Source organism: Roseofilum sp. SBFL, assembly GCF_017746885.1.
Taxonomy (GTDB): domain Bacteria; phylum Cyanobacteriota; class Cyanobacteriia; order Cyanobacteriales; family Desertifilaceae; genus Roseofilum.
The window spans coordinates 56,020-77,058 of the sequence record NZ_JAGHZH010000197.1; the positions used below are offsets into that span (position 1 = coordinate 56,020).

General features: G+C 44.4%; 13 protein-coding genes. 9 read left to right on the forward strand and 4 right to left on the reverse strand.

The window, feature by feature from the left end:
• The first annotated feature begins 100 nt into the window (after positions 1 to 100).
• The 6 genes from J7545_RS23505 to J7545_RS23530 all read left to right on the forward strand — a co-directional run bounded on the left by J7545_RS23505 (position 101) and on the right by J7545_RS23530 (position 10,746).
• The gene (locus J7545_RS23505) at positions 101 to 289 is read left to right on the forward strand and encodes a hypothetical protein (protein ID WP_318702325.1); all 189 of its coding nucleotides are present in this window, start codon (positions 101 to 103) and stop codon (positions 287 to 289) included.
• A gap of 22 nt (positions 290 to 311) precedes the next feature.
• Entirely contained in the window at positions 312 to 1,607 is a 1,296-nt protein-coding gene (gene mgsA, locus J7545_RS23510) for a methylglyoxal synthase (protein ID WP_318702323.1), read from the forward strand.
• A 457-nt stretch (positions 1,608 to 2,064) separates the two neighbouring features.
• The gene (locus J7545_RS23515; RefSeq protein WP_318702070.1) at positions 2,065 to 3,915 is read left to right on the forward strand and encodes a response regulator; all 1,851 of its coding nucleotides are present in this window, start codon (positions 2,065 to 2,067) and stop codon (positions 3,913 to 3,915) included.
• 64 nt (positions 3,916 to 3,979) lie between these two features.
• Complete coding sequence (locus J7545_RS23520; RefSeq protein ID WP_318702069.1) at positions 3,980 to 9,382, forward strand: PAS domain S-box protein; 5,403 nt, start codon at positions 3,980 to 3,982, stop codon at positions 9,380 to 9,382.
• 3 nt (positions 9,383 to 9,385) lie between these two features.
• Positions 9,386 to 9,772 carry a response regulator gene (locus tag J7545_RS23525; protein WP_318702067.1) on the forward strand — a complete coding sequence of 129 codons (387 nt, stop codon included), beginning with the start codon at positions 9,386 to 9,388 and terminating at the stop codon, positions 9,770 to 9,772.
• A 662-nt stretch (positions 9,773 to 10,434) separates the two neighbouring features.
• Positions 10,435 to 10,746 carry a DUF1830 domain-containing protein gene (locus J7545_RS23530; RefSeq protein ID WP_318702066.1) on the forward strand — a complete coding sequence of 104 codons (312 nt, stop codon included), beginning with the start codon at positions 10,435 to 10,437 and terminating at the stop codon, positions 10,744 to 10,746.
• 15 nt (positions 10,747 to 10,761) lie between these two features.
• Here the strand turns inward: J7545_RS23530 and hpxO are convergent, their stop codons facing one another.
• Together hpxO and shc are read right to left on the reverse strand one after the other, a co-directional pair.
• Positions 10,762 to 11,925 (reverse strand): FAD-dependent urate hydroxylase HpxO, encoded by a 1,164-nt coding sequence (gene hpxO / locus J7545_RS23535; RefSeq protein WP_318720202.1) that lies wholly within the window; start codon positions 11,923 to 11,925, stop codon positions 10,762 to 10,764.
• Positions 11,926 to 11,947: 22 nt separating this feature from the next.
• Positions 11,948 to 13,915, reverse strand: coding sequence for a squalene--hopene cyclase (shc, locus tag J7545_RS23540; protein WP_318720203.1), 1,968 nt, complete (start codon positions 13,913 to 13,915; stop codon positions 11,948 to 11,950).
• Positions 13,916 to 14,093: 178 nt separating this feature from the next.
• Between shc and J7545_RS23545 the strand changes: the two genes are divergently transcribed.
• Together J7545_RS23545 and J7545_RS23550 are read left to right on the forward strand one after the other, a co-directional pair.
• A complete protein-coding gene (locus tag J7545_RS23545) occupies positions 14,094 to 16,244 on the forward strand; it encodes a pentapeptide repeat-containing protein (protein ID WP_318720204.1) in 2,151 nt (716 codons plus the stop codon).
• 36 nt (positions 16,245 to 16,280) lie between these two features.
• On the forward strand, positions 16,281 to 17,000 hold the full coding sequence (locus tag J7545_RS23550; RefSeq protein WP_318702062.1) for a DUF2993 domain-containing protein: 720 nt from the start codon (positions 16,281 to 16,283) through the stop codon (positions 16,998 to 17,000).
• Here the strand turns inward: J7545_RS23550 and J7545_RS23555 are convergent.
• Both J7545_RS23555 and J7545_RS23560 read right to left on the reverse strand, forming a co-directional pair.
• Positions 16,997 to 17,911, reverse strand: a complete 915-nt coding sequence (locus J7545_RS23555; protein ID WP_318702061.1) for a phosphatidate cytidylyltransferase — start codon at positions 17,909 to 17,911, stop codon at positions 16,997 to 16,999. The genes J7545_RS23550 and J7545_RS23555 overlap by 4 nt on opposite strands.
• A gap of 526 nt (positions 17,912 to 18,437) precedes the next feature.
• Positions 18,438 to 20,414: a CHASE domain-containing protein gene (locus J7545_RS23560; protein ID WP_318702060.1), complete on the reverse strand. Its 1,977-nt coding sequence runs from the start codon at positions 20,412 to 20,414 to the stop codon at positions 18,438 to 18,440.
• 377 nt (positions 20,415 to 20,791) lie between these two features.
• Here J7545_RS23560 and J7545_RS23565 point away from each other — a divergent pair, with 377 nt between their 5' ends.
• Positions 20,792 to 21,013 carry a hypothetical protein gene (locus tag J7545_RS23565; RefSeq protein WP_318702059.1) on the forward strand — a complete coding sequence of 74 codons (222 nt, stop codon included), beginning with the start codon at positions 20,792 to 20,794 and terminating at the stop codon, positions 21,011 to 21,013.
• The last annotated feature ends 26 nt before the right edge of the window (positions 21,014 to 21,039 follow it).

Genomic DNA, 21,039 nt, shown 5'->3' on the forward strand with positions numbered 1-21,039 from the left:
CCTAGGAGAGTGCTATACAATGGGGTCTATTCTTATATCGTGTCAGGGAGTTCAACTCAAGTTCCCCCATGTCTGAAGTGTCCAAATCAAAAATGTAGTCTTGATTGATGCGCTACTGCAACAGCGCAGTTATGGGATTCTGGAGTTTAAGGATGGAGTTGTGTTCTTGCGCCAAAATGCAGCAAACGATCCAGAGGCGATCGCCGCTTGGTTAGCCTATCGACAAATGCTCAATCCCCCGATCCAAAATATCCACCAAGAACTCAATCCCACTTCCCCATTATCTTAAGCCTACCCATTACCCGTTACCCATGTCCCCAAAAATTGCCCTCATTGCCCACGATCGCAAAAAAGACGATATCGTTAACTTTGCCCAGAAACATACTAAGTTACTCTCTTGCTATCCCCTGATTGCCACCGGGACTACCGGGGAGCGCATCGCCTCGGCCACCGGATTAACCGTAGAATGCATGTTATCTGGGCCCATGGGGGGGGATGCCCAAATTGCCGCCCAAGTTGCCACAGGTCAAGTGAGAGCGCTTATTTTCCTTATTGACCCCCTCTATGCCCAACCCCACGAACCCGATATTAATGCTCTATTGCGGATTTGTGAAGTGCATGATGTGGCATTGGCGACCAACTTATGCACCGCAGAAGCGATCGTTACCAGTCTGCGGCGCACTCGTCGGGCACATTTAATCTTTAATCCCGTTTCCGGTGCAGGAAACTCCCACCAAGACCTGTTATTGATTCGGCATTTGTTGGAACCCTATTTCCAACTGACGGTATCCATGACTACACCGGATGAGGGACCGGAAGTGCTAGCCCAAGCGGCGATCGCCCAAGAAGCCGATCTGATCATCGCCTCTGGCGGTGATGGCACAGTATCCGCCGTTGCTGGAGCCTTAATTAGCACAGAAATCCCCCTAGGTGTGATTCCCAGAGGAACCGCCAACGCCTTTGCCAACGCCCTCGACATTATTTCTCTTTCCAGCTTAACTCCCATTCGCACCGCTTGTGATGTAATCATTACCGGAATGACTCGCGTTGTGGATGTAGGATTATGCAATGGTCAACCCATGATTCTCTTAGCCGGTATCGGTTATGAAGCTGGAGCCATTGAAAAAGCCGATCGCGAAGCCAAAACTCTTTGGGGTCCCCTAGCCTATATCATTGCAGGATGGAAGCAAGTTCAAGAACACGAACTCTTCGAGGTGGAAATGGAAGTTGATGGCGTGCTGAAAACTTTCCAAGCAGGAGCCATTACCATTGCCAACGCTGCTCCCCCTACCTCTGTCATGGCTCAAGGTATGGGTCAAGTCCTCCCCAATGATGGCTTATTAGAAGTAGTCATTATTACGGCTGAGACCAAACTCGCCACTGTGGATGCCATGATTGATTTATTTGGTTCTGGACTGACTAAAACTCCCATTCAACGAGAAGATACCCTAGGAGTACGCACGCGCAAAGTTAAAGTCGCCACTCATCCCCCTCAAAAAGTCGCCTTAGATGGAGAAATCATTGGCACAACCCCCATTGAAGTCGAATGTATTCCCCAAAGCTTGACAGTACTTGCACCGCCGCCGAATCAAAGAATCAATGATTAACCCATTGAGGACAACGGACTCACAAAGTCACTAATTTGATCGAAACGAAAGTCATGGATTAACTCGATGATTGCGGAGAATACAGCGCTTCGCGCGGTAATAGGTAATAGGAAAACCATTTTTCACGCTATAATGCCCATTCTTCCGGCTTTTCATGGGAAGGCACTCTCAAGGAAAATTTCGATTACTGTACCTCATAACATCGAAAAGTGCTGTATGTTCAGGGATTTCTAAACAATCGGCAATATTTTCTTGGGTGCGTTCGCCCATCTCATCTAATAACTGATAAGCGATTTTCTCTACTGATTTTTGATTGTTGTTAAAATAAATAGCCCACTAATCCCAATTTAATCTTTAATTTCCAATCAAGGGGTACGTTTTGTATCTTTCCCTATTGCCAAGAAATGGAACCCAAGTTACAACAGCCATAAGAGAGCATCAGAGGGAAGAGTAGGCAATGAAGATTTTATTGGTCGAAGATGATGAAGCCCTAGCTGAATTGTTGAAAAATGAACTGACTGCTCACCATTACTTGGTGGATGTGGCTTTTGAGGGGAACTCAGGATGGCAGCTTGCGGAAGGGATTATCTACGATTTAATTTTGCTCGATGTGGGATTGCCTCAATTAAATGGTATTGAATTTTGCCAGAAACGGCGCAAAAAAGGCGATCGCACTCCCATTTTATTAATGACGGCTCAAGACTCTAGCAACCAAAAGGTGACGGGTTTAGATGCAGGCGCGGATGATTACCTCATCAAACCGTTTGACTTACCGGAACTTCTCGCTCGAATTCGCGCTCTGTTGCGCCGGGGAAATAATACTCGACTCCCGATTCTCACCTGGGGTAAGTTACGTCTCGATCCCGGTAAATGCCAAGTTATGTATGGGCAAAATCAACTCAAACTGACAGCAAAGGAATATGAATTGCTGGAACTCTTTTTGCGTCATCCGGAACGTATTTTTAGTCAAAGTGCAATCCTCGATCATTTGTGGTGTTTTGATGACCCCCCGTCCGAAAATGCGGTACGCACCCATATCAAAAGTTTACGCCAAAAACTAAAAAAAGCGGGTACTGCGAACGATTTAATTGAGACGGTGTATGGTTTAGGTTATCGCCTCAAGGCTAGAAGTCAAGAGTCCTCTACCACCCAAAGCTCTGGCATTCCTCCCGCTTTTCTCTCTATTTGGGAGCGGTATCAGCATCAATATTGCGATCGCCTCAAAGTCATCCAAACGACCCTAGACCATATACCGACTGGTTTCCTCAATCCGGATTCCTTACACGATGCCATTCGAGAATCCCATACCCTGGCGGGTTCCTTGGGTAGCTTCGGTCTCATTCGGCTTTCTGAGGTAGCCCGGCAAATCGAGCATAGCCTGAAAACCGCTCAAGATCGAACAACGCTCCGAGATACCATAGCGCCTCAAATCGAGGAATTACATCAAGGTCTCACCCAGAATAGTCCAGAAAAACAGACTCCTCCCCCCCCACCAGAGATTCCCTTGCCCCATATTCTGACGATCGAACCTGACCCTATTTTTGCTCAAGCTCTTAAAGAACAAGCGATCCGCGCTCACCTCAATCTGAAAATGGTGTCTACCCTATCAGAGGGGAAAGAGCAAATGCAGCAACAGCGACCGGATCTGATTTTATTGGAGTTATCTCTACCGGAAACTTCCCCTACTCAAGTTTTAGAATGGATTACGTCCCTCTCTACTGCTCAACCTCCCATTCCGGTGGTGGTTATGACCGAGCAAAATACCCTGAACGATCGCGTAGCCGTAGCTAGAGCAGGAGGTCAAGGGTTTCTACAAAAACCAATTCTGGCACAGGAGGCGATCGCTTCGGTACGTCCCTTTTTAAAAGGAGATCAAACCCAATCGCCCCAATTACTCATTGTCGATGATGACTGCCAACTGTTGGCTTATTTGGAAGACATCCTCACACCTTGGGGTTTTGAGATTACTTCTCTTGAGCATCCCCAAGCCTTTTGGCAAATCCTACAACACATCCAACCTGATTTAGTGCTGCTGGATATTGAAATGCCTGAAGTGACGGGAATTGATCTGTGTCAAGTGCTGCGGAATGACCCCCAATGGATGGCGCTTCCAGTGTTGTTTTTATCGAGTCATCAAGATTCTGAAACGATTCAACAGGTCTTTCTCGCGGGAGCTGATGATTATATCCAAAAACCGATTGTAGAACCTGAGTTAATTGCTCGCATTCTCAACCGGTTAGAGCGCCGAAAAGTAGGGTCGAAGGGCTGTTCACCTCTATTGGTTCAGCAATGTTTGCACCGCAACTAACCCACCCGTGAACAGAGATACAATAAAAAGATTCGGGTGTCTAGCCCTTATCAGGCGATCGGATATGGTATTTCCCAATTATCGATGCAATTCCTTAGAAGGAGAGAACCGCACTCAAGCATCAGAGCGGTTTAGGACTCAACTGGCAACTGATGCCGAAATCCATCAGGCTTTGTCTGTCCTGCAACATCTGATGCTCATTATCGATCTCGATCGCCATCAGATTAAAGTGATTCCCACCGATATACAGGCGGATTGGGTGCAACTGACGGTACAAGAATTATCCAGAGAGGGCTATTTATGCGCTATGGAAAAGGCGATCGCCACTCAAACTCCCCAATCGTTTCAATATCAGTTAACCCACACCAACCAACTTACCCGCTCTTTTCAAGCTCAAATTTATCCTTACGCTGACAATACCGTTCTTTGGGTTGCACAACCCCACGCCTCCCTCTCTCCTCCTCCAAGTTGGCCTTCTCTGCTAGCCGAGATTACCCTAAAAATCCGTCAGTCTTTAGATGTAGAGGAGATTTTAGAAGTTACGACGACCGAAGTCTGTAAATTATTACAAACTGACCGAGCCTTAATTTTACAACTCCAAAAAGATGGCTCGGCACTTGTGATCCAAGAATCGGTTGTTCCTGGATGGATTGCTTTATTCGGGCATAAAATTTATGACCCCTGTTTCCGAGCCTATGAATTCCACTATCTCCAAGGTCGAATCGGTCAATTAAGTCAGATTGAAACACTCTGTAAAGATTCCTGCTATCGAGATTTATTGGATTATTTTCAAGTTCAATCGAATTTGGTAATTCCGATTATTAGTCAAGATAAGCTCTGGGGCTTTATTGTCCTGCATCAATGTTCCCATCCCCGGGACTGGCAATCCTGGGAAATAGATTTTATCAATCAGTTAGGCAATCAAGTGGGGATTGCTATTAATCAATCTGAAATCCTGAAAAAAATGCAGGTTGTGGCACAAAAACTGACCTTTCATTTTGAAAATTCTCCCCTAGCGGTGATTGAATGGAATCATGAATTCCGGGTCAGTCAATGGTCTCCCCAAGCCGAGCATATTTTAGGCTGGGATTTTGCTGAAGTGCAAGGACAACATTGGTCTCAATTTCCGTTTATCTTTGATCCAGATTTAGAAGAGTTTAAGGAGTCTGTTTTTAGCCTCATTGATGGCAGTCAGGATCGCCAGATTTGTAGCTATCGGAATTTAACCAAAACAGGACAGGTCATTTATTGCCAATGGTATCATTCCGTTCTGCGCGATCGCGAAGGGAACGTGCTCTCGATTCTGTCCTTAGTGCAAGATGTGAGCGATCGCCACAAAGCTGAAACGGCTTTGCGCCAAAGTGAAGCCCATTTCCGCATCACCTTTGAACAGTCTCCCATTGGCATGAGCTTAAATAATTTAGATGGTACGGCTGTTCAACTCAATCAAGCCTATCTGAATTTATTAGGGTATAGCTTTGCCGAACTTAAGAAATTGCCCATTCGCTACTTCATTCATCCCGACGATCTGCATATCGATCAAGCGCTCTATCAGCAACTGATCGATCGGAAAATCGATCACTATACCATAGAAAAAAGATTGATCAACAAATCTAAAGAAATCGTCTATACTCTGTTCAAAGTCGCCTTAATTTATGACGATAATGGTGACCCCTTGCATCTGATTTCGCAAGTTATTGATATTAGCGATCGCCAACAAGTTGAAGAATCCCTCAGACAGAGTGAAGAACGATGGCAACTGGCGATTCAAGGCAATCATGATGGCATTTGGGATTGGAATGTACAAACGAATCAAGTCTTTTTCTCGCCTCGCTGGAAAGAAATGTTAGGCTATTCGGACGGAGAAATTAGTAATGATCTAGAAGAATGGACAGAGCGAATCCATCCCGATGATTTTCCCTGGGCAGTGCGAGCGATTCGCAAGCATTTTAATCAGGAAACGCCCTTTTATATGCACGAGCATCGATTACAGTGTAAAGATGGCAGTTATAAATGGATTTTAGACCGGGGCAGAGCCTTGTGGGATGAAGCCGGAAATGTGCTGAGGATGGTGGGTTCTCACACAGATATTAGCGATCGCAAGCAAGCAGAACAAGAGCTACAGCAAACGCAAAATTTCTTACAGACTATTATTGACTATTTACCGGTTGCCGTATTTGTCAAAGAAGGCAGACCGGACAAATTTGGACAGTTTAAGTTATGGAATAAAACCTGCGAGCGAATTTTTGGGTTAACGGCAGAGCAAGCCGTAGGTAGCACAGATTATGATTGGTTTCCCTGGGAACAAGCCGATGGATTTGTCTGTAAAGATCGAGAAGTTTTAGCCCGAGGAGAACCAGAAGAAATCCTGGAAGAACGGGTCGATAGTTATCCTCTCGGCCAGCGAATTTTACATACCATAAAAGTGCCCATTTATGGAGAAGAGTATGAGCCAGAATATTTACTTTGTATTTCCGAAGACATTACCGATCGCAAACAAGCGGAGGCTGCCCTACGAGAAAGTGAGGCTCGCTACAGTTCCCTCACCAATGATGTGCTAGATAAATCCGCCGTCGGTATTTTTATCCTGGATGCCAACTTTAAGGTGGTTTGGGTGAACCAAACCCTAGAAAACTTTTTTGGAATTCATCGGGAAGAGATTATCGGCCGGGATAAACGAGAGCTAATTCGCGATCGCATTCAATACTTCTTTGCCGATCCTCAACAGTTCAAAGATACAGTCTTAGCCACCTACGACCATAACACCTATACCAAGAACTTTGAATGCCATATTCTCCCAGCTTCCGACCGTCAAGAACGATGGTTAGAACACTTGAGTCAACCCATTGAATCCGGTCTATACACAGGGGGTCGCATCGAACATTACACAGATATTAGCGATCGCAAAAGCAATGAAGCCGAACTCCATCGCCTCAACCGCGCTCTCCATACCCTCAGCAACTGTAACCAGGCGATCGTGTCAGCGATGCGGAGCATTATCGTCCGTTCCACCTACGAAACTGACCTACTCCAGAATATCTGTGACATCCTCGTGAACCTGGGGGGATATCGCCTCGCTTGGATTGGCTATGTACAACAGGATACCGAAAAAAGCATTACCCCCATGGCCAAAGCTGGGTATGAAGAGGGATATCTTGACCAGCTCCACATCACTTGGGCTGATACTGAACGAGGCCGAGGCCCTACCGGAACTGCTGCCCGTACCGGTCAACTTTGTGCGTTCCAAAACATTCTTACCAATCCTCACTATACTCCTTGGCGAACCCAAGCCAAGCAACGGGGCTATCGTTCCTCCATTGCCCTTCCCCTGAAAACTGACCAAGGCGTATTTGCTGTCCTCAACCTGTACTCTAGCCAACCCGATGCCTTTGATGCCTCTGAACTTCAGCTTCTGTGCGAATTAAGTGAAGATATCACCTATGGGATTATAGCTCTGAGAACCCATCACGCTCACGCTGAGAGTGAGGAAAAGTTCCGTCAACTGACTGAAAATACGGATGATGTGTTCTGGATGACCACGGCGAGCCTCGACCAAATACTCTATGTGAGTCCCGCCTATGAAAGGATTTGGGGACGCACTCAACAGAGCCTCTATGAACGGCCCCAGTCGTTTGTAGAAGCCATACATCCGAGCGATCGCCCTAGGATTAGCGCCATTCTCCAATCTTCCTATACTTTCGATCTCGAATATCGCATCAGGCAACCCAATGGCAACCTTCGCTGGATTTGGGATCGAGGCTTTCCCATTTTTGATGCCAACGGCAAGGTGTATCGGCGAGCCGGAATTGCCAAAGATATCACCACCCGTAAAGAAACGGAAGAACTCCTGCGTAGTACGAATGAACATCTAGAAGTCCGAGTCGCCCAACGGACGGCTGAACTAGCCTCAGCCAATCACCGGTTGCGAGAGGAACTCGAACAAAGACAACGGACGGAAACTCAACTTCGTAACTCCCACAAACAATATCGCACCCTCGTGCAGAATTTTCCCCAAGGGGCGGTATTCCTGTTCGATCGACAGTTCCGCTATACCATTGCTGACGGAGTTGGATTAGCCGCTATGGGATTGGACGGCGATCGCCTAGAAGGTCAATTAATTAACCAAGTCCTGCCGGCTGACCTCTTGCAAAACACCGAATTTATCTATCATTCTGCCTTAGTAGGGCAAACCGTGGCCACAGAAATCACCTATCAAGAACGAACTTACCACTATCGCGCTAATCCCCTCAGAAATGAACAGGGCCAGATTTTTGCTGGCATGGTGGTGATGCAGGATATTACCGCCCAAAAACAAAGTAAGGCGATTCTGGAGGAAGCGGAACGCCGATGGCGAACCCTACTGGAAAATGTACGCTTGTTGGTTGTGGGACTCGATCGCCAGGGAAACATTGAATATGTTAATCCTTTTTTTGCCGAATTAACGGGCTATAAAGCCTCGGAAATCATCGGCAAAAATTGGTTTGACACCCTGATTCCAGCCCATGCTTGTTCCAAAGTACGCCGTGCTTTCCAAGCGATGCTAACTCCCGAAGGGAATCCCCATTATCAACATACTTTGCTGACCCAGTCTGGGGAAGAGAAAAAGATCGCCTGGAATAACACCCAACTCCATAATGCCCAGGGAGAGGAGATCGGGACCATGAGTATTGGTGAAGATATTACCGAACGTTACGCTATTGAACGGATGAAAGATGAGTTTATTTCGGTGGTGAGCCATGAATTGCGTACCCCCTTAACCTCCATTCATGGAGGGTTAAATTTATTATCCACTGGCTTAGTCGATCCAAGTTCCGCCAAAGGAAAGCATGTGATCGATATTGCGGCTGAGAGTGCAGAGCGTTTAGTGAGATTGGTCAATGATATCCTGGAATTAGAGCGCCTAGAGTCCGGCAAGATTCGTTTACAAAAACAGGCGATCGCTGTCAACGAATTATTACGGCTTGCTGTAGAGCAAATGCAGGTGATGGCCAGCCGCGCTAGAGTGACCCTTGTGGTTTCAGAAGAGACTTCAGGCATAGAGTTTTATGCGGATTTAGACCGTATGTTACAAGTGCTAACCAATTTGTTAAGCAATGCAATTAAGTTTTCCGATCCAGGAAGTCAGGTTAGGTTAACAGCCATCCTTGGCTCTCCTAGCGATCGGATCGGCGATCGCCAGCCTTATTGCAGCCTGCCGTATTCCCCCTGTTGGGACTCCCCCCACCTCATCTTTACCATCGAAGATTGGGGGCGAGGAATTCCAGAAGATAAATTGGAGTCCATTTTTGAGCGTTTCCATCAAGTCGATGCTTCTGATTCCCGTCGTAAGGGAGGCACAGGTTTAGGTCTAGCCATCTGCCGCAGTATTGTGGAGCAACATGGAGGACGGATTTGGGTAGAAAGCCAATTAAACCAAGGGAGTCGGTTTTCGCTTTGCCTATCCATCTATAGCCAAAGAGAGGGATAAATCATGGCCAACAAACGGATTGTAGTCATTGATGATGATGATGGCGTACGAGAAATTATTCAGATTTCCCTCGAAGCAGCAGCAGGATGGGACGTAATACCCGCTTCGTCAGGTCAAGAGGGCATAGAACAGGCCGCTTCTCAACAGCCGGATGCCATTCTTTTAGATATGATGATGCCCGGTATGGATGGTAAGGCCACCTATCAAGCCCTACAAGCCAATCCCTTGACCCAAAACATTCCCACCATTCTCCTCACAGCCAAGGCCAAAAATAGTGAAAAACAGCAGTTTATTGAAGATTTAGGGGTTACTGGGGTGATTACTAAACCCTTTGATGCCATGGGGTTAGTGCAACAAATTTGTTCGCTTCTCAATTGGTCAGAAATATAGCCCTCGGTACTAGGGAGTCAGCAGTCGAGAGTAATACAATCTTCTTCTCATCCCTGCGCCTCCCCATCCCCCTAACTATCTGAAGAATTGTTAAGTTTTATCCCCTGTACAAACAGAATCACAAAATCCTCACATTTGTCTCTTAAAGTTTGGGAGCATGGATCAAATCAGAGGTCTAAACACTGATGGGCGATAGATTGTGGAGTTAAGAGAGTGATGCATCCTAAAATTCTACTCATTGAACAAACTGGAGAGCTTCAGAAGTTGCTCCATAACATTTCAGAATTGAAAGCCTTTAACTTCATTTCCACCAGTGAGCCTTCCTTAGCTTTACAGTTGTGCGATTATCTATCCCCTCATCTCATTGTTGATCCTTGAATTACCTCAGAGGAGAAGACCTCATGTTAGAAATCAATTGTCCTTGTTGCTCCTACCCATTACTCAGACATATTCGATCTACAGGAATGTATTGGTATTGTACTCACTGTCATCAAGAAATGCCTGTTCGTTTGAGTCGGTCCTTCGAGATCGATCTCTCGCTCACTTCTCCCTTTATTGAGGAGTGGATCGGGGAGAAACATCAAAACATGTTGGTTGTGAGTGCATAAATCCAAACGACTTGTTGATTGTTTTACTATTGTTTCACTAAGGAGGATTCATCAATGTTATATCCCCAAACCTTGGATAGAAAAAACTGGATGTTGTGTTACTACAAAAACGACAGTCATTCCGTTCAAATCTTAAAAATCGATAACGCAGAAAATTGGTACTTTGAACGGCTCGTTGATCCAGAAGAACGATTGGTTTTTGAAGCTCCAGAAATGGCCCAACTCCAAATTCACTATCAATTCACCAGTGACTATCACAGGGTAGAAATTATTCCGTGCGATCAAATTCGAGTCCGATATGGGTTAGAGTCAGAACCGGTTGGGAAATCTAGCTTAAAAGTGGTTTCAATTAATCGTAGTGCTTAAAATAATTGATTGTTTTTAGTTAAAAGGCCCGCCTAAAATAACTTTTGCCAGGGCATTGATGACATCGCTTGCCGATTCTTGACTCAAAGAATCATACCAGTTTCGAGTCACCATCATATCCTTTCCATAAATAGTATCCGTGCGCTTTCTTGCCTTCAAAACTAATTCTGCTGTCCGAGTTTTGCGGGCGACTTCATAGCGTTTTAAAGCATCCGCAACACTGATATTAGTGGTGATCAAATAGCGACATAAAACTGCCGCATCCTCCATTGCTTGACAACCCCCTTGACCTAAAGTCGGGGTGGTTGCATGTCCCGCATCTCCAAGTAGAGCAATCCGTCCTTTAACTAAAGTCTTTAAGGGATTTAGGTCATGAATCTCTAAGCGATTTGTGGCTAAAGGATTCAGGGTTTGAATTAAAGTTTGTACCGGATTTGCCCATCCTCGGAAAATATCTGCCAATTCCTGTTGGCGATTTTCCGGTGTAACCCCTGTCCCTTTTTCCATGGGACAACCAAAGAAAAAATAAAACCGCTCTCCTCCTATCGGCATCAGGGAAGCGCGTTTACCTTCTCCCACATAAATTACCCAGCAATCTGGATCGATTTCTTGTGCTTCTGCCTCGACTATACCATTCCAATTTACATATCCTGCATATCGAGGCTCACTGCTCTCTCCCGTCACCAGCGGACGAATCATGGAGTGAATCCCATCAGCAGCAATTAACAGATCTCCACGAGTGGTTCTGCCATCTTCAAAACTGGCGGTTACGCCATTTTCATCTTCAGCAACACTCACACAGTTACAATTGAGCGTTACATTTTCTTCTCCTACAGTTTGCAATAATAACGCTTGTAACTCTGTCCGGGAAACGGGATAGGGGCGCTGTCCCACTTGGGCAATTAAGGGATGTAAATCAATGGCATTGAATAGGGTATCCTGGTGGGAGCGATACTCCATCCGATTCATCCTTCCACCAATTTTGATCATCTCTTCTGCCAACCCTAATGAATTGAGAACCTTAATCCCATTTGACCATAAGGAAATTCCTGCACCGGCTGGGCGAAATTCTCGTACCCTATCATAGATTTCAATTTCATATCCGGCTTGTTTGAGGGCAATTCCGGCAGTTAATCCACCGATTCCTCCGCCGATAATAATTGCTTTGAGATCGTACATAATATTAATTCACCATTAATCATTAACCCTGCCCATTACCAGCGCGTAGCGCACGATATCGACTCAGGGCAATTAAGGGAAAAAATTGGGCGTAAAAGTGGTATTTGATATAGAAGTGGCAGGGGAAACCGGTTCCGGTAAATTCGGCTTCTTCCCATTGTCCATTGGGCAGTTGGGAGGAGAGTAAATAGTTAATTCCCCATTCTAAGGTATCCCAGGGAAAGGTTCCCGTGGCTTCTCCGGCCGCTAATAATCCGATTAATGCCCAAGCTGTTTGGGAGGGGGTGCTAGTGCCGATGCCTTTTAAGCTGGGGTCATGATAACTGCGGCAGGTTTCGCCCCATCCTCCATCGGCATTTTGGCAGGAAATGAGCCAGTTGGCGGCTTTGGTAATGTGGGTTTTATGGTTATCTGGAGCAATGAGGGCGAGGGCAGAAAGTACGCCACTGGTTCCATAAATGTAGTTTACGCCCCAACGGCCAAACCAACAGCCTTCGGGTTCTTGTTCTTGTTGGAGATAGGTTAAGGCTTTGCGGGTGCGCTCACTTCGACTTTGCTCAGTGAACTGTGTTGAGAGCTGCTCAGAATGGGGTTTTAATTCGCCGAGCATTTCTAGGACTCTGGCGGTGACATCGGCGGTGTTGGGATCAATCATGGCTTTGAGGTCTGCGTAGGGGAGACTATTTAACCAATCTTGATCGTTATCGATGTCAAAGGCTGCCCATCCACCACCCTGACATTGCATGGTCATAATCCAGTTTACACAACGGGCGATCGCGCCCCATTTTTTTTCTTCGTCGGGTAGCTCTAACCCGATTAAACTCATGACTGCTGCGGCCGCATCGTCGAGATCGGGGTAAAATTGGTTGTCAAACTCGAATGACCAACCGCCGGGTTTACCGACTCTGTTTTTAATCGCCCAATCTCCATAGGCTAACACCTGTTTATCGAGTAACCATTCTCCTCCTTTAACAAGTGCGGGATGGTTAGGTGCTAATCCCGATTCTACCAGGGCGCGTAATACCCAAATGGTATCCCAAACGGGGGAAACACAGGCTTGGGTGCTATAGATGTCTTCGGTTTCGATACAAAATCGGTCTACGGCGGCTAATCCCTGTTGCACAAAGGGGTCGCGGAGGCTGTACCCTAGACAGTGGAGGGCGAGCATGGAGTTGAGCATGGCGGGAATAATGCCACCCCAGTCTCCACTGGGTTCTTGGCGCTCTAATACCCAGCGCTCGGCGGCTTGGAGTCCTTCCTGACGAAAGGGCACCCAATCTAATTCTTCTGCGAGTTTAAATCCTTGGTCAAACCAGACAAAGATATCGGTCCAATCTTGGTTTTGGGGGAGTTCATAGCGGACGTTGTGGATACCTTCGCTGTAGAGTTCATTCAGGTTAAAGTCGGGGGTAATGCGATAGACGGGGCGGCGATCGCATACAATAATTAGAGGAACGGTGCTACTTCTAGCCCAACTGGACAGTTCATAGATATTGAACCAAAATTCATTGGGCAAGAGCATCACCCAGGGGGGAATAGATGGCACGCCGCGCCAGTCATAACATCCCAATAGGGCCAGATGAATCTTGGTAAAAATGCGGCTTTTGCTGATGCCTCCCTTTTGCAGAATTAGGGTTTTGGCTTTTTGCAATGCGGGGTCAGATGCAGGTACACCCAGCAGTCTGAGGGCCATGTACGCTTCGATGGAGGTACTCAGGTCTCCCCCATCGCCATAATACAGTTCCCAGCCGCCATGGTCTCGTTGTTGCGATCGCAGATAAGCTTCAGTTTTATGCAGCGGCCGGGTTTTGTCTGTTCCCCAAATTTTATGCAACATGACCATCTCTGCGGTGATGGTAACATTCGATTCGAGTTCCGCCCACCAGTACCCTTGGGGATATTGTTGAGAAAGGAGATAGGTTTGACTGTTTCTAATTGCCTCTTCGAGGGTAACAGAAGGCTTGGAATTGATAGCTGTTTGGCTTGACATGGGCGTTGAGTATGGCGATCGCAGAGTCATTCTACCGCAACTGCTGCTGATTCACAAAACTAAAATCGAAGTCATAAATTGTTACACGATACTGGTTTTGGGTATGCTAAACTAAAGCACATCCGTGCGATCGGTAGTTTGATTTTCTGTTCTCTTCATAAAAATCATTTTAACTATCATGACTCATTCAGCACCCAACCCCCAGGCACAAACTTCTCCAACGATTCAAGAGCATAATCTTGATGAAACCCAAGCTGTTTCATCCCCCGAAACGATAGGAGAAAATAATACTGAGAATGAATCTCCAAAAAGGGATATCGATTTGTGTTTAATTAAGCAGAAAATTGCTGAAGATATTGCTCATAAAATAGCTCAGGAGTACTCCGAGAATTTAAGTGGAGAAGAATTGGAGAAATTTTTCTCAGAAAAAAATGACCATGACGACTTTGAAAATTTAAGAGAATTCTTACGAAACAACAAATATCATGAATTAATTTCACCTAAAAACTGTTTTCAAAAATGGAAGCATCACTTCAAGTGGTGGGAAGACTTCAAGACGATTGTCCCTACTGCGCTCCTTCTGAGTTTATCTGCTGGTCTATTTGGTATTTACTCAAACCATGAAGCGAATTTAAGAGAACAAAACACCTCTAAAATTCTTAACGATCAAAGAATTGTTGAAGGATATATGAGTCACATTAAGGAAATAAAACTTTCAAAAGATTACATTCAAGAAAAAGAGGGAATTCAAAAGGAAGAAGAAAATGTCTTTATGCAAGAAAAAGAGGATCTTCAAGAGCAAGAAGAAAATATTTTTATTCAAAATTTGACTTTGGTTACCTTGCGAGAGTTGAGTGAAGGAACAGACAGAAAAGCTAGAATTGTTCTTTTTTTGTATAGATCGGGAATCTCAATCAATAACAAAAATGACTCTTGTAATTCAAGCGATCTAGAAGAAGATTTTTATTCCTATAAATGTGAATTTTACAAGACAGCAAATCTGAAGTTTGTCGAATTCAAAGGATTAGTTCTGAAAAATATTAATTTAGCTAAAGCAGATTTAAGAGGAGCAACTTTTCCCAATACAAACTTAGAACAAGCAAAATTTTCTTACGCGGATTTTTCCTGTGATATGATTAAACAACCAGGTCCTTTTTCGTGGTTTCCTCTTTCAGAAGATGAGATCGAAATCCTAAAGTGTGCTGATTTAAGCGAGGCTAACTTAACCCGTGCTGATTTAAGCGAGGCTGACTTAACCCGTGCTAAATTAGAGCGTGCTGACTTAACTGGTGCTGACTTAACTGGTGCTGACTTAATTGGTGCTGACTTAATTGGTGCGAAATTAGCTCGTGCTGACTTAACCGGTGCTGACTTACAGGAAGCTCATTTAGAGTGCAGTAGCTATAATAATCGAAGGTCTAATACAAGTAAAACTAATGCTCCTAAAGACCAGTGTGCCGATCTAACTCGAGCGAATCTAAGTAAGGCTCAACTCTCTAAGGCTAATTTCACTAAGGCTAAGTTGAATGGTGCTGACCTAACTGGTGCTATTTTAATTGGTGCTAACTTACAACAGACTACACTACATGAAGCTTGCGATCATCTAGATAATAAAAATCCAGAAGTTAAGAGTAATAAATGTTTTAAGCGAGTTCCAGCGAAACTAATTAAGGCGAATCTAAGGAATGCCGATCTAACAGGTGTTGATTTAAAAAATGCTGACCTAACTGATGCAAAGTTAATTAATTCTAAATTAACTGGTGCTGACTTAACTGGTGCTGACTTAACTGGTGCTGACTTAACTGGTGCTGATTTAACTGGTGCTGATTTAACTGGTGCTGACTTAACTGGTGCTGACTTAACTGGTGCTGATTTAACTGGTGCTGATTTAACTGGTGCTAAGTTAATCAATGCTAATTTGAAAAGATATCATTTAATTAAGAATATAGAAGAAAAAATTAGTAAAGATTTGAGTGATTCCCCCCAAAGTCCTTTGCGATTTAAGGAAGAAATACTAGCTAAAATACAGCACGATGTTGCACTTAGCAAAAGATGGGAAGAGTTTCAAGAAAAAATCAAAGAATCGACTATATCAGATAATCCATTGGAAGGACGAAAGATGGCAGTAGAAAAATTCAAAGAAGATCTACAGAAATATCGAGGGATAACGAATCTAACGAATACTAAGCTTATAGGTACTGACTTGACAGAGGTTAAGTATGACCAAACTATGGAGGTAAACGGTGCAAAGTTTATTAATAATCCAGGAATATCTGAGGAATTAGAAAGCTTTCTAATCGAAAAAGGAGCCAGGAAAGGTTATATTTAGGCTAGAATTGGCTACCCATTTTGATTTTTAATGGATATGACTTCTCCAACCAGTAAACACGGTCTTATTAGTCGGGTACTTTCTCCTGCCTTACAACTGTGGCTCAAATCCCAAGCTGAAGATATCCAAGATTTGCATCTGAGTATTGATGCCGGCGATCGCCAAATTCTATCAGGTCTCATTCCCCACGTTGCCGTCCAAGCCAGTCAAGCCACCTACCAAGGACTCCATCTCAGTCAAATCGATCTCGAAGCTCAAACCATTCACACCAACTTACCCCAAGTTCTGCGGCGCAAACCCCTACGTTTGCTCGAACCCATCCTCGTCACGGGACAACTGCAAATTACGGCCCAAGAACTGCGGAACTCTCTGATTCCTGACGGTTTGCTCTCCCAAGGACTCACTGAATTGTTGCGAGAACTCCTCAAGGCGAGTGGAGCAGATGGAGAGCGCCTTCTAGCTGCCTCTGTACCCCAGTGGCAGAGCATTACCCTAGGCGATCGCCAACTCACCCTCGGTGCCACCTGGCCCCAACCCCACGATCCTGAAGCTAGTCTGAATATAGATAGCTCTCTAGAGCTAGTTGAAGGCCATTTACTCCGCTTTCATCTCCTAAACATTCAAGCTCCTGATGGACTATTTCCTAACCCTTTAAATAGCCTAGAAATAGAGTTAGGGACTGAAGTCGCCCTTCAACAGCTCTACCTCAGTCCCAAAAAAGTTTTCTGTATGGGTCAAATTACTGTTCTGCCTTAACTTCCTGGGGATAACAGGGGCAAAACCAAAGTGACAAAATAATACACTAAAGGCGCAGTAAATACATAACTATCGGCCCGATCCAGAATGCCACCATGACCAGGAAGTAGCTCGCCAGAATTCTTAATTCCCGCATCCCGTTTCATCATCGACTCAGTTAAATCACCAAGCAAGCTGGCAATACCAATCATTAAACCCAAGGTTAACCCAGTGAATTCCCAGTAGGGCCAATGGAGGAAATATGCCCCACCCATAGCCACAATGATACTACCAATCACCCCACAAACAGCTCCTTCAACAGTCTTTTTAGGGCTAATTTGCGAGAGTCGAGTGCGCCCCCATAACTTCCCAAACGCATAAGCGCCAATATCGGCAGCCCAGATACAGACGAACGATAACACAGTTAACTTAAAGCCCATGGGCACCTCCTGCCAAGCAGGCCAATGATTGGGAAGGGCTAAACTCCATTGCAAACTAGAAGTTTCGCCCATGGAGCGCAACCTGACCCAATAACTGGGCAAATAGCCACAATAGAATAAGCCTAAAATAGAAGAGGCAATATCGGCGATCGTCGCTAACTTCGGTTGAAAGAGTAAATAAAAACAAATCAACGTACCGGCAACCGGTACAACTGCATCGGCTAAAGAAGACGAAATCGTACAGATGACCAACAAAATCTGGGTAATGACCACAGTAGTCTTGGCGGCTGGGAGAATGCCCTTCGCCCGCACCATTTGAAAATATTCCCATTGACCGAGATAAACGATAATCCCAAATCCCAGGGTAAAATACCAGCCCCCCAAGAATGTGACCGATAGGGCAATGGGAATAGCCACTAAACCCGTGATTACACGAGTCCAAGGGAAGGTGGAATTGGGGTGTTGAGGAGATAATAAAGAGTTTCCGGACATTAGCAAGGTTAAGAAGATTTAAGAAATCCTTTAGGACATTATAATCTATACGCCAGGATCGGGGATAGTGGAGATAGGGCGAATAATGAGGAAACCCAGAAATTGGAAAAGATTGAGTACCATAATCTAGAGAATCGACACATTAGTGGCTGGAACAAATTCTCCGATCCAGGAAGAGTCTTCCTTAAATATCTACCTCCACCCTCCCTACTATTGAGCCTCCTTGTCACCCCTTAAGTGTTCAAAGACAATGGTTAAGGGATTCGTTCGGAGATTCAACAGAACATTTTTGATCCATTCTTTACCACAAAGATTGGTCAAGAGACGAGATTGCGATTATTCGGTTAATTACAGCGCTTTGTGATGTTGTGAAGTACAATATCAAACTCTTAAAGCCATGTACCACAACCCTATTATCTATGGACTACCGTGAAGGGCTATATCGTACTATTCAGAAACATCAAGGAAAATACACGTGAGTTCCGAACTTAGAAGAGAGAGTATAATCACTCTCTTTAGATCTTTTTTAAGAAGGTAAAAAAATCTGGGATAGGGGTAACTTTATGATGAATTCTGTCCCTTTTCCCACTATAGATGAAAACATCAAATGTCCTGCATGTTTCTCAGTAATAATTTTATAACTAATTGATAATCCCAGTCCTGTTCCTTTGCCAATGGGCTTGGTCGTAAAAAATGGATCGAATAGTCGGGAATGTAATTCAGCAGGAATACCGGGGCCATTATCTATGATTTTGATGGCAATCCAGTCCCGATCTTCTTGAGACGTTTCAATGACAATGGTAGGTGATTGCTCTTCTTTCTTCTGTGCAGTAAAGTGTTCCTCTAAAGCATCGATTCCATTACTCAAAATATTCATAAAAACTTGATTAAGCTGACCGGCATAACATTGAATTGGAGGAATAGAACCATATTGTTTGACAATTTTGATCTCTGGTCGTTGACCTTGAGCTTTGATACAACTATTCAAAATCATTAATGTACTATCTATGCCGAGATGAATGTCTACGGCTTTGACTTCTGATTCGTCTAACCGAGAAAAATTCCGTAATGATAAAATTATTTGTTTCAACCGTTGTGTCCCTATCTGCATAGAATCTAACAAGCTGGGTAAATCTTCAGCAAGAAAATCCAAATCGATATCTTCTATCATAGCTTGGATATTTTCACTGGGTTCAGAATATTCTTTTTGATATTCACACACCAAATTAAAAATATCTTCAAAATATGTTTTTGCATATTGTACATTCCCATAAATAAAATTAACTGGATTATTGATTTCATGGGCAACTCCTGCCACTAATCGTCCTAAACTGGACATTTTTTCGGTTTGTACTAATTGCAGTTGAGCCTGTTGTAATTCTTGTAATAACTCTTCTAACTCCTTATTTTTAGTGTCAACATTTAATTGAGTCCATGTGGCAATTGATAAGTACATCACTAACGAACCAGTTCCCAATAAACCTAAGGCCAGTACACTTGCAGCTCGCCAATTCAACAGGGAATGAGGGGAAGCGGGCAAGACGAGCAGGGAAAGTTCCTGTCGATCCATATTCATTGAACGAATACAGAATTGCCATTGAGATTGATAGGGACAGGGGTTAGACTCTCGCCATGTCCCCAATCCAGACTCTAGTTTGCTTAACTGTGCTACATCTGGAGATTGGGTGAGGGTTTCGTTGTCAGATTTATAGGCCATTAAAAATCCTTCACTGGCACTGACCCTCGTTTTATTTAAAGCTGAATCTAACTGATCTTCGGGTAGGCCATAGATATAAAAATCGATGTTGTTTAGATTGAGGTTGTAAAGTGCTGCTTCTAGCCAAGTTTGCAATTCGTATAAGCCAAATACCGCTCCTTGAAATACCTCATTCTCATCGAAGACTGGATAGTAAATGAGAAAGCCTGGCTGGCCATTTTCTAGGGTGACTAATGGAGTGGTCACGCTCAGTTCCAAATATTCTGCCCGATCTAAGGCCTGCAACCGTTTGAGATCGGCTGCTGCGTCGGAGCCAAGATAGTCTTGCAGTTCATCTAAAGGCTCGATATATGTGGTTGGAAAGTGAATGGTACGATCGCCGGCTGCAACCCGATCGCCGCGATCGCTTAATTCGACGATCTCGTAGAATTGCTGCTCATAGCTCTGCCGTTGTTGAGCTTCGACTCTTTTCGCCCAGCCTAGCCCCAACAAGCCATCATAGTAGGGCAACAAGGTTTGAGAAAAATTTTGAAATTCTTTCTGATTTACTTCTGAGCTGGCATTAAAAAAAGCACCCATAGAGCGAGTTAATTGGGTATAGCTATCCAACTTGCTTTGTAGCTCAGTGACTAAAATGGTCGATTGTTGCTCAAACTTCTCTAAACCTTTAGTCACTTCCCATCGGTACACCAGTATGCTGGCTGTAATTGAAAGGACAATCCCAATAAAACCGACAATACCGGTTGCTTTATAATGTTTGAAGAAGTACAACAAAGTTTTTAGCACTATTAAAAAATAGTTGCAATAAAAGCAGTGACTTTCTCATTATAGTTCCCTAGTTGAGTTTTGTCCCTCAGAAAGTTAAGAAAAATGGAAGGAGCTTTTCACCTTTCCTTGGGTAGCCCACAAATAGTGTGATTTAATTACTTTCTGTCCATATTTGGGACTTGACAAAATGTCCATTATATATAGATTTCACCCTTGAGTAATGAGTAAGATGAACTTTTAGACTTGATTTATCGTCTTTTGGAAATATAGAGACAATACCTGAATTCTGTCTTCCTGAAGTCCAAGGGAATGGGATGAATAGTGAATTAGGTCTTCAGACCATAGCTGAGTTTCTATAGAACTCCCCGCTCAATGGGGTGAAGGAGAAGGTTATCATGTTCAACAATCGTAGAATTGTACCGATCGCGATCGTATTCTGTTTAGGGATGAATCCTCTTTATAGCGATGGGTCCGATTATCCCCTTTCGTCCAAGCAACCCCTGGACTCTTTTTCGACTTCAGACCAGAGTCAGCCGAATCGAATCAAACCCTTGGTCAATCCAGAAGCCAGAGATCAACGGGGAGGACGAGGGGATTGTACCTGGTTAGGATGTTAGCCCAATTGCCTATTTTCTATTCTCTA

Excerpts from the sequence above, each read along its gene's own strand:
- mgsA (WP_318702323.1), top strand. The coding sequence starts at position 312 with ATGTCCCCAAAAATTGCCCTCATTGCCCACGATCGCAAAAAAGACGAT.
- J7545_RS23515 (WP_318702070.1), top strand. The coding sequence starts at position 2,065 with ATGAAGATTTTATTGGTCGAAGATGATGAAGCCCTAGCTGAATTGTTG.
- J7545_RS23520 (WP_318702069.1), top strand. The coding sequence starts at position 3,980 with ATGGTATTTCCCAATTATCGATGCAATTCCTTAGAAGGAGAGAACCGC.
- J7545_RS23525 (WP_318702067.1), top strand. The coding sequence starts at position 9,386 with ATGGCCAACAAACGGATTGTAGTCATTGATGATGATGATGGCGTACGA.
- J7545_RS23530 (WP_318702066.1), top strand. The coding sequence starts at position 10,435 with ATGTTATATCCCCAAACCTTGGATAGAAAAAACTGGATGTTGTGTTAC.
- hpxO (WP_318720202.1), bottom strand. The coding sequence starts at position 11,925 with ATGTACGATCTCAAAGCAATTATTATCGGCGGAGGAATCGGTGGATTA.
- shc (WP_318720203.1), bottom strand. The coding sequence starts at position 13,915 with ATGTCAAGCCAAACAGCTATCAATTCCAAGCCTTCTGTTACCCTCGAA.
- J7545_RS23545 (WP_318720204.1), top strand. The coding sequence starts at position 14,094 with ATGACTCATTCAGCACCCAACCCCCAGGCACAAACTTCTCCAACGATT.
- J7545_RS23550 (WP_318702062.1), top strand. The coding sequence starts at position 16,281 with ATGACTTCTCCAACCAGTAAACACGGTCTTATTAGTCGGGTACTTTCT.
- J7545_RS23555 (WP_318702061.1), bottom strand. The coding sequence starts at position 17,911 with ATGTCCGGAAACTCTTTATTATCTCCTCAACACCCCAATTCCACCTTC.
- J7545_RS23565 (WP_318702059.1), top strand. The coding sequence starts at position 20,792 with ATGTTCAACAATCGTAGAATTGTACCGATCGCGATCGTATTCTGTTTA.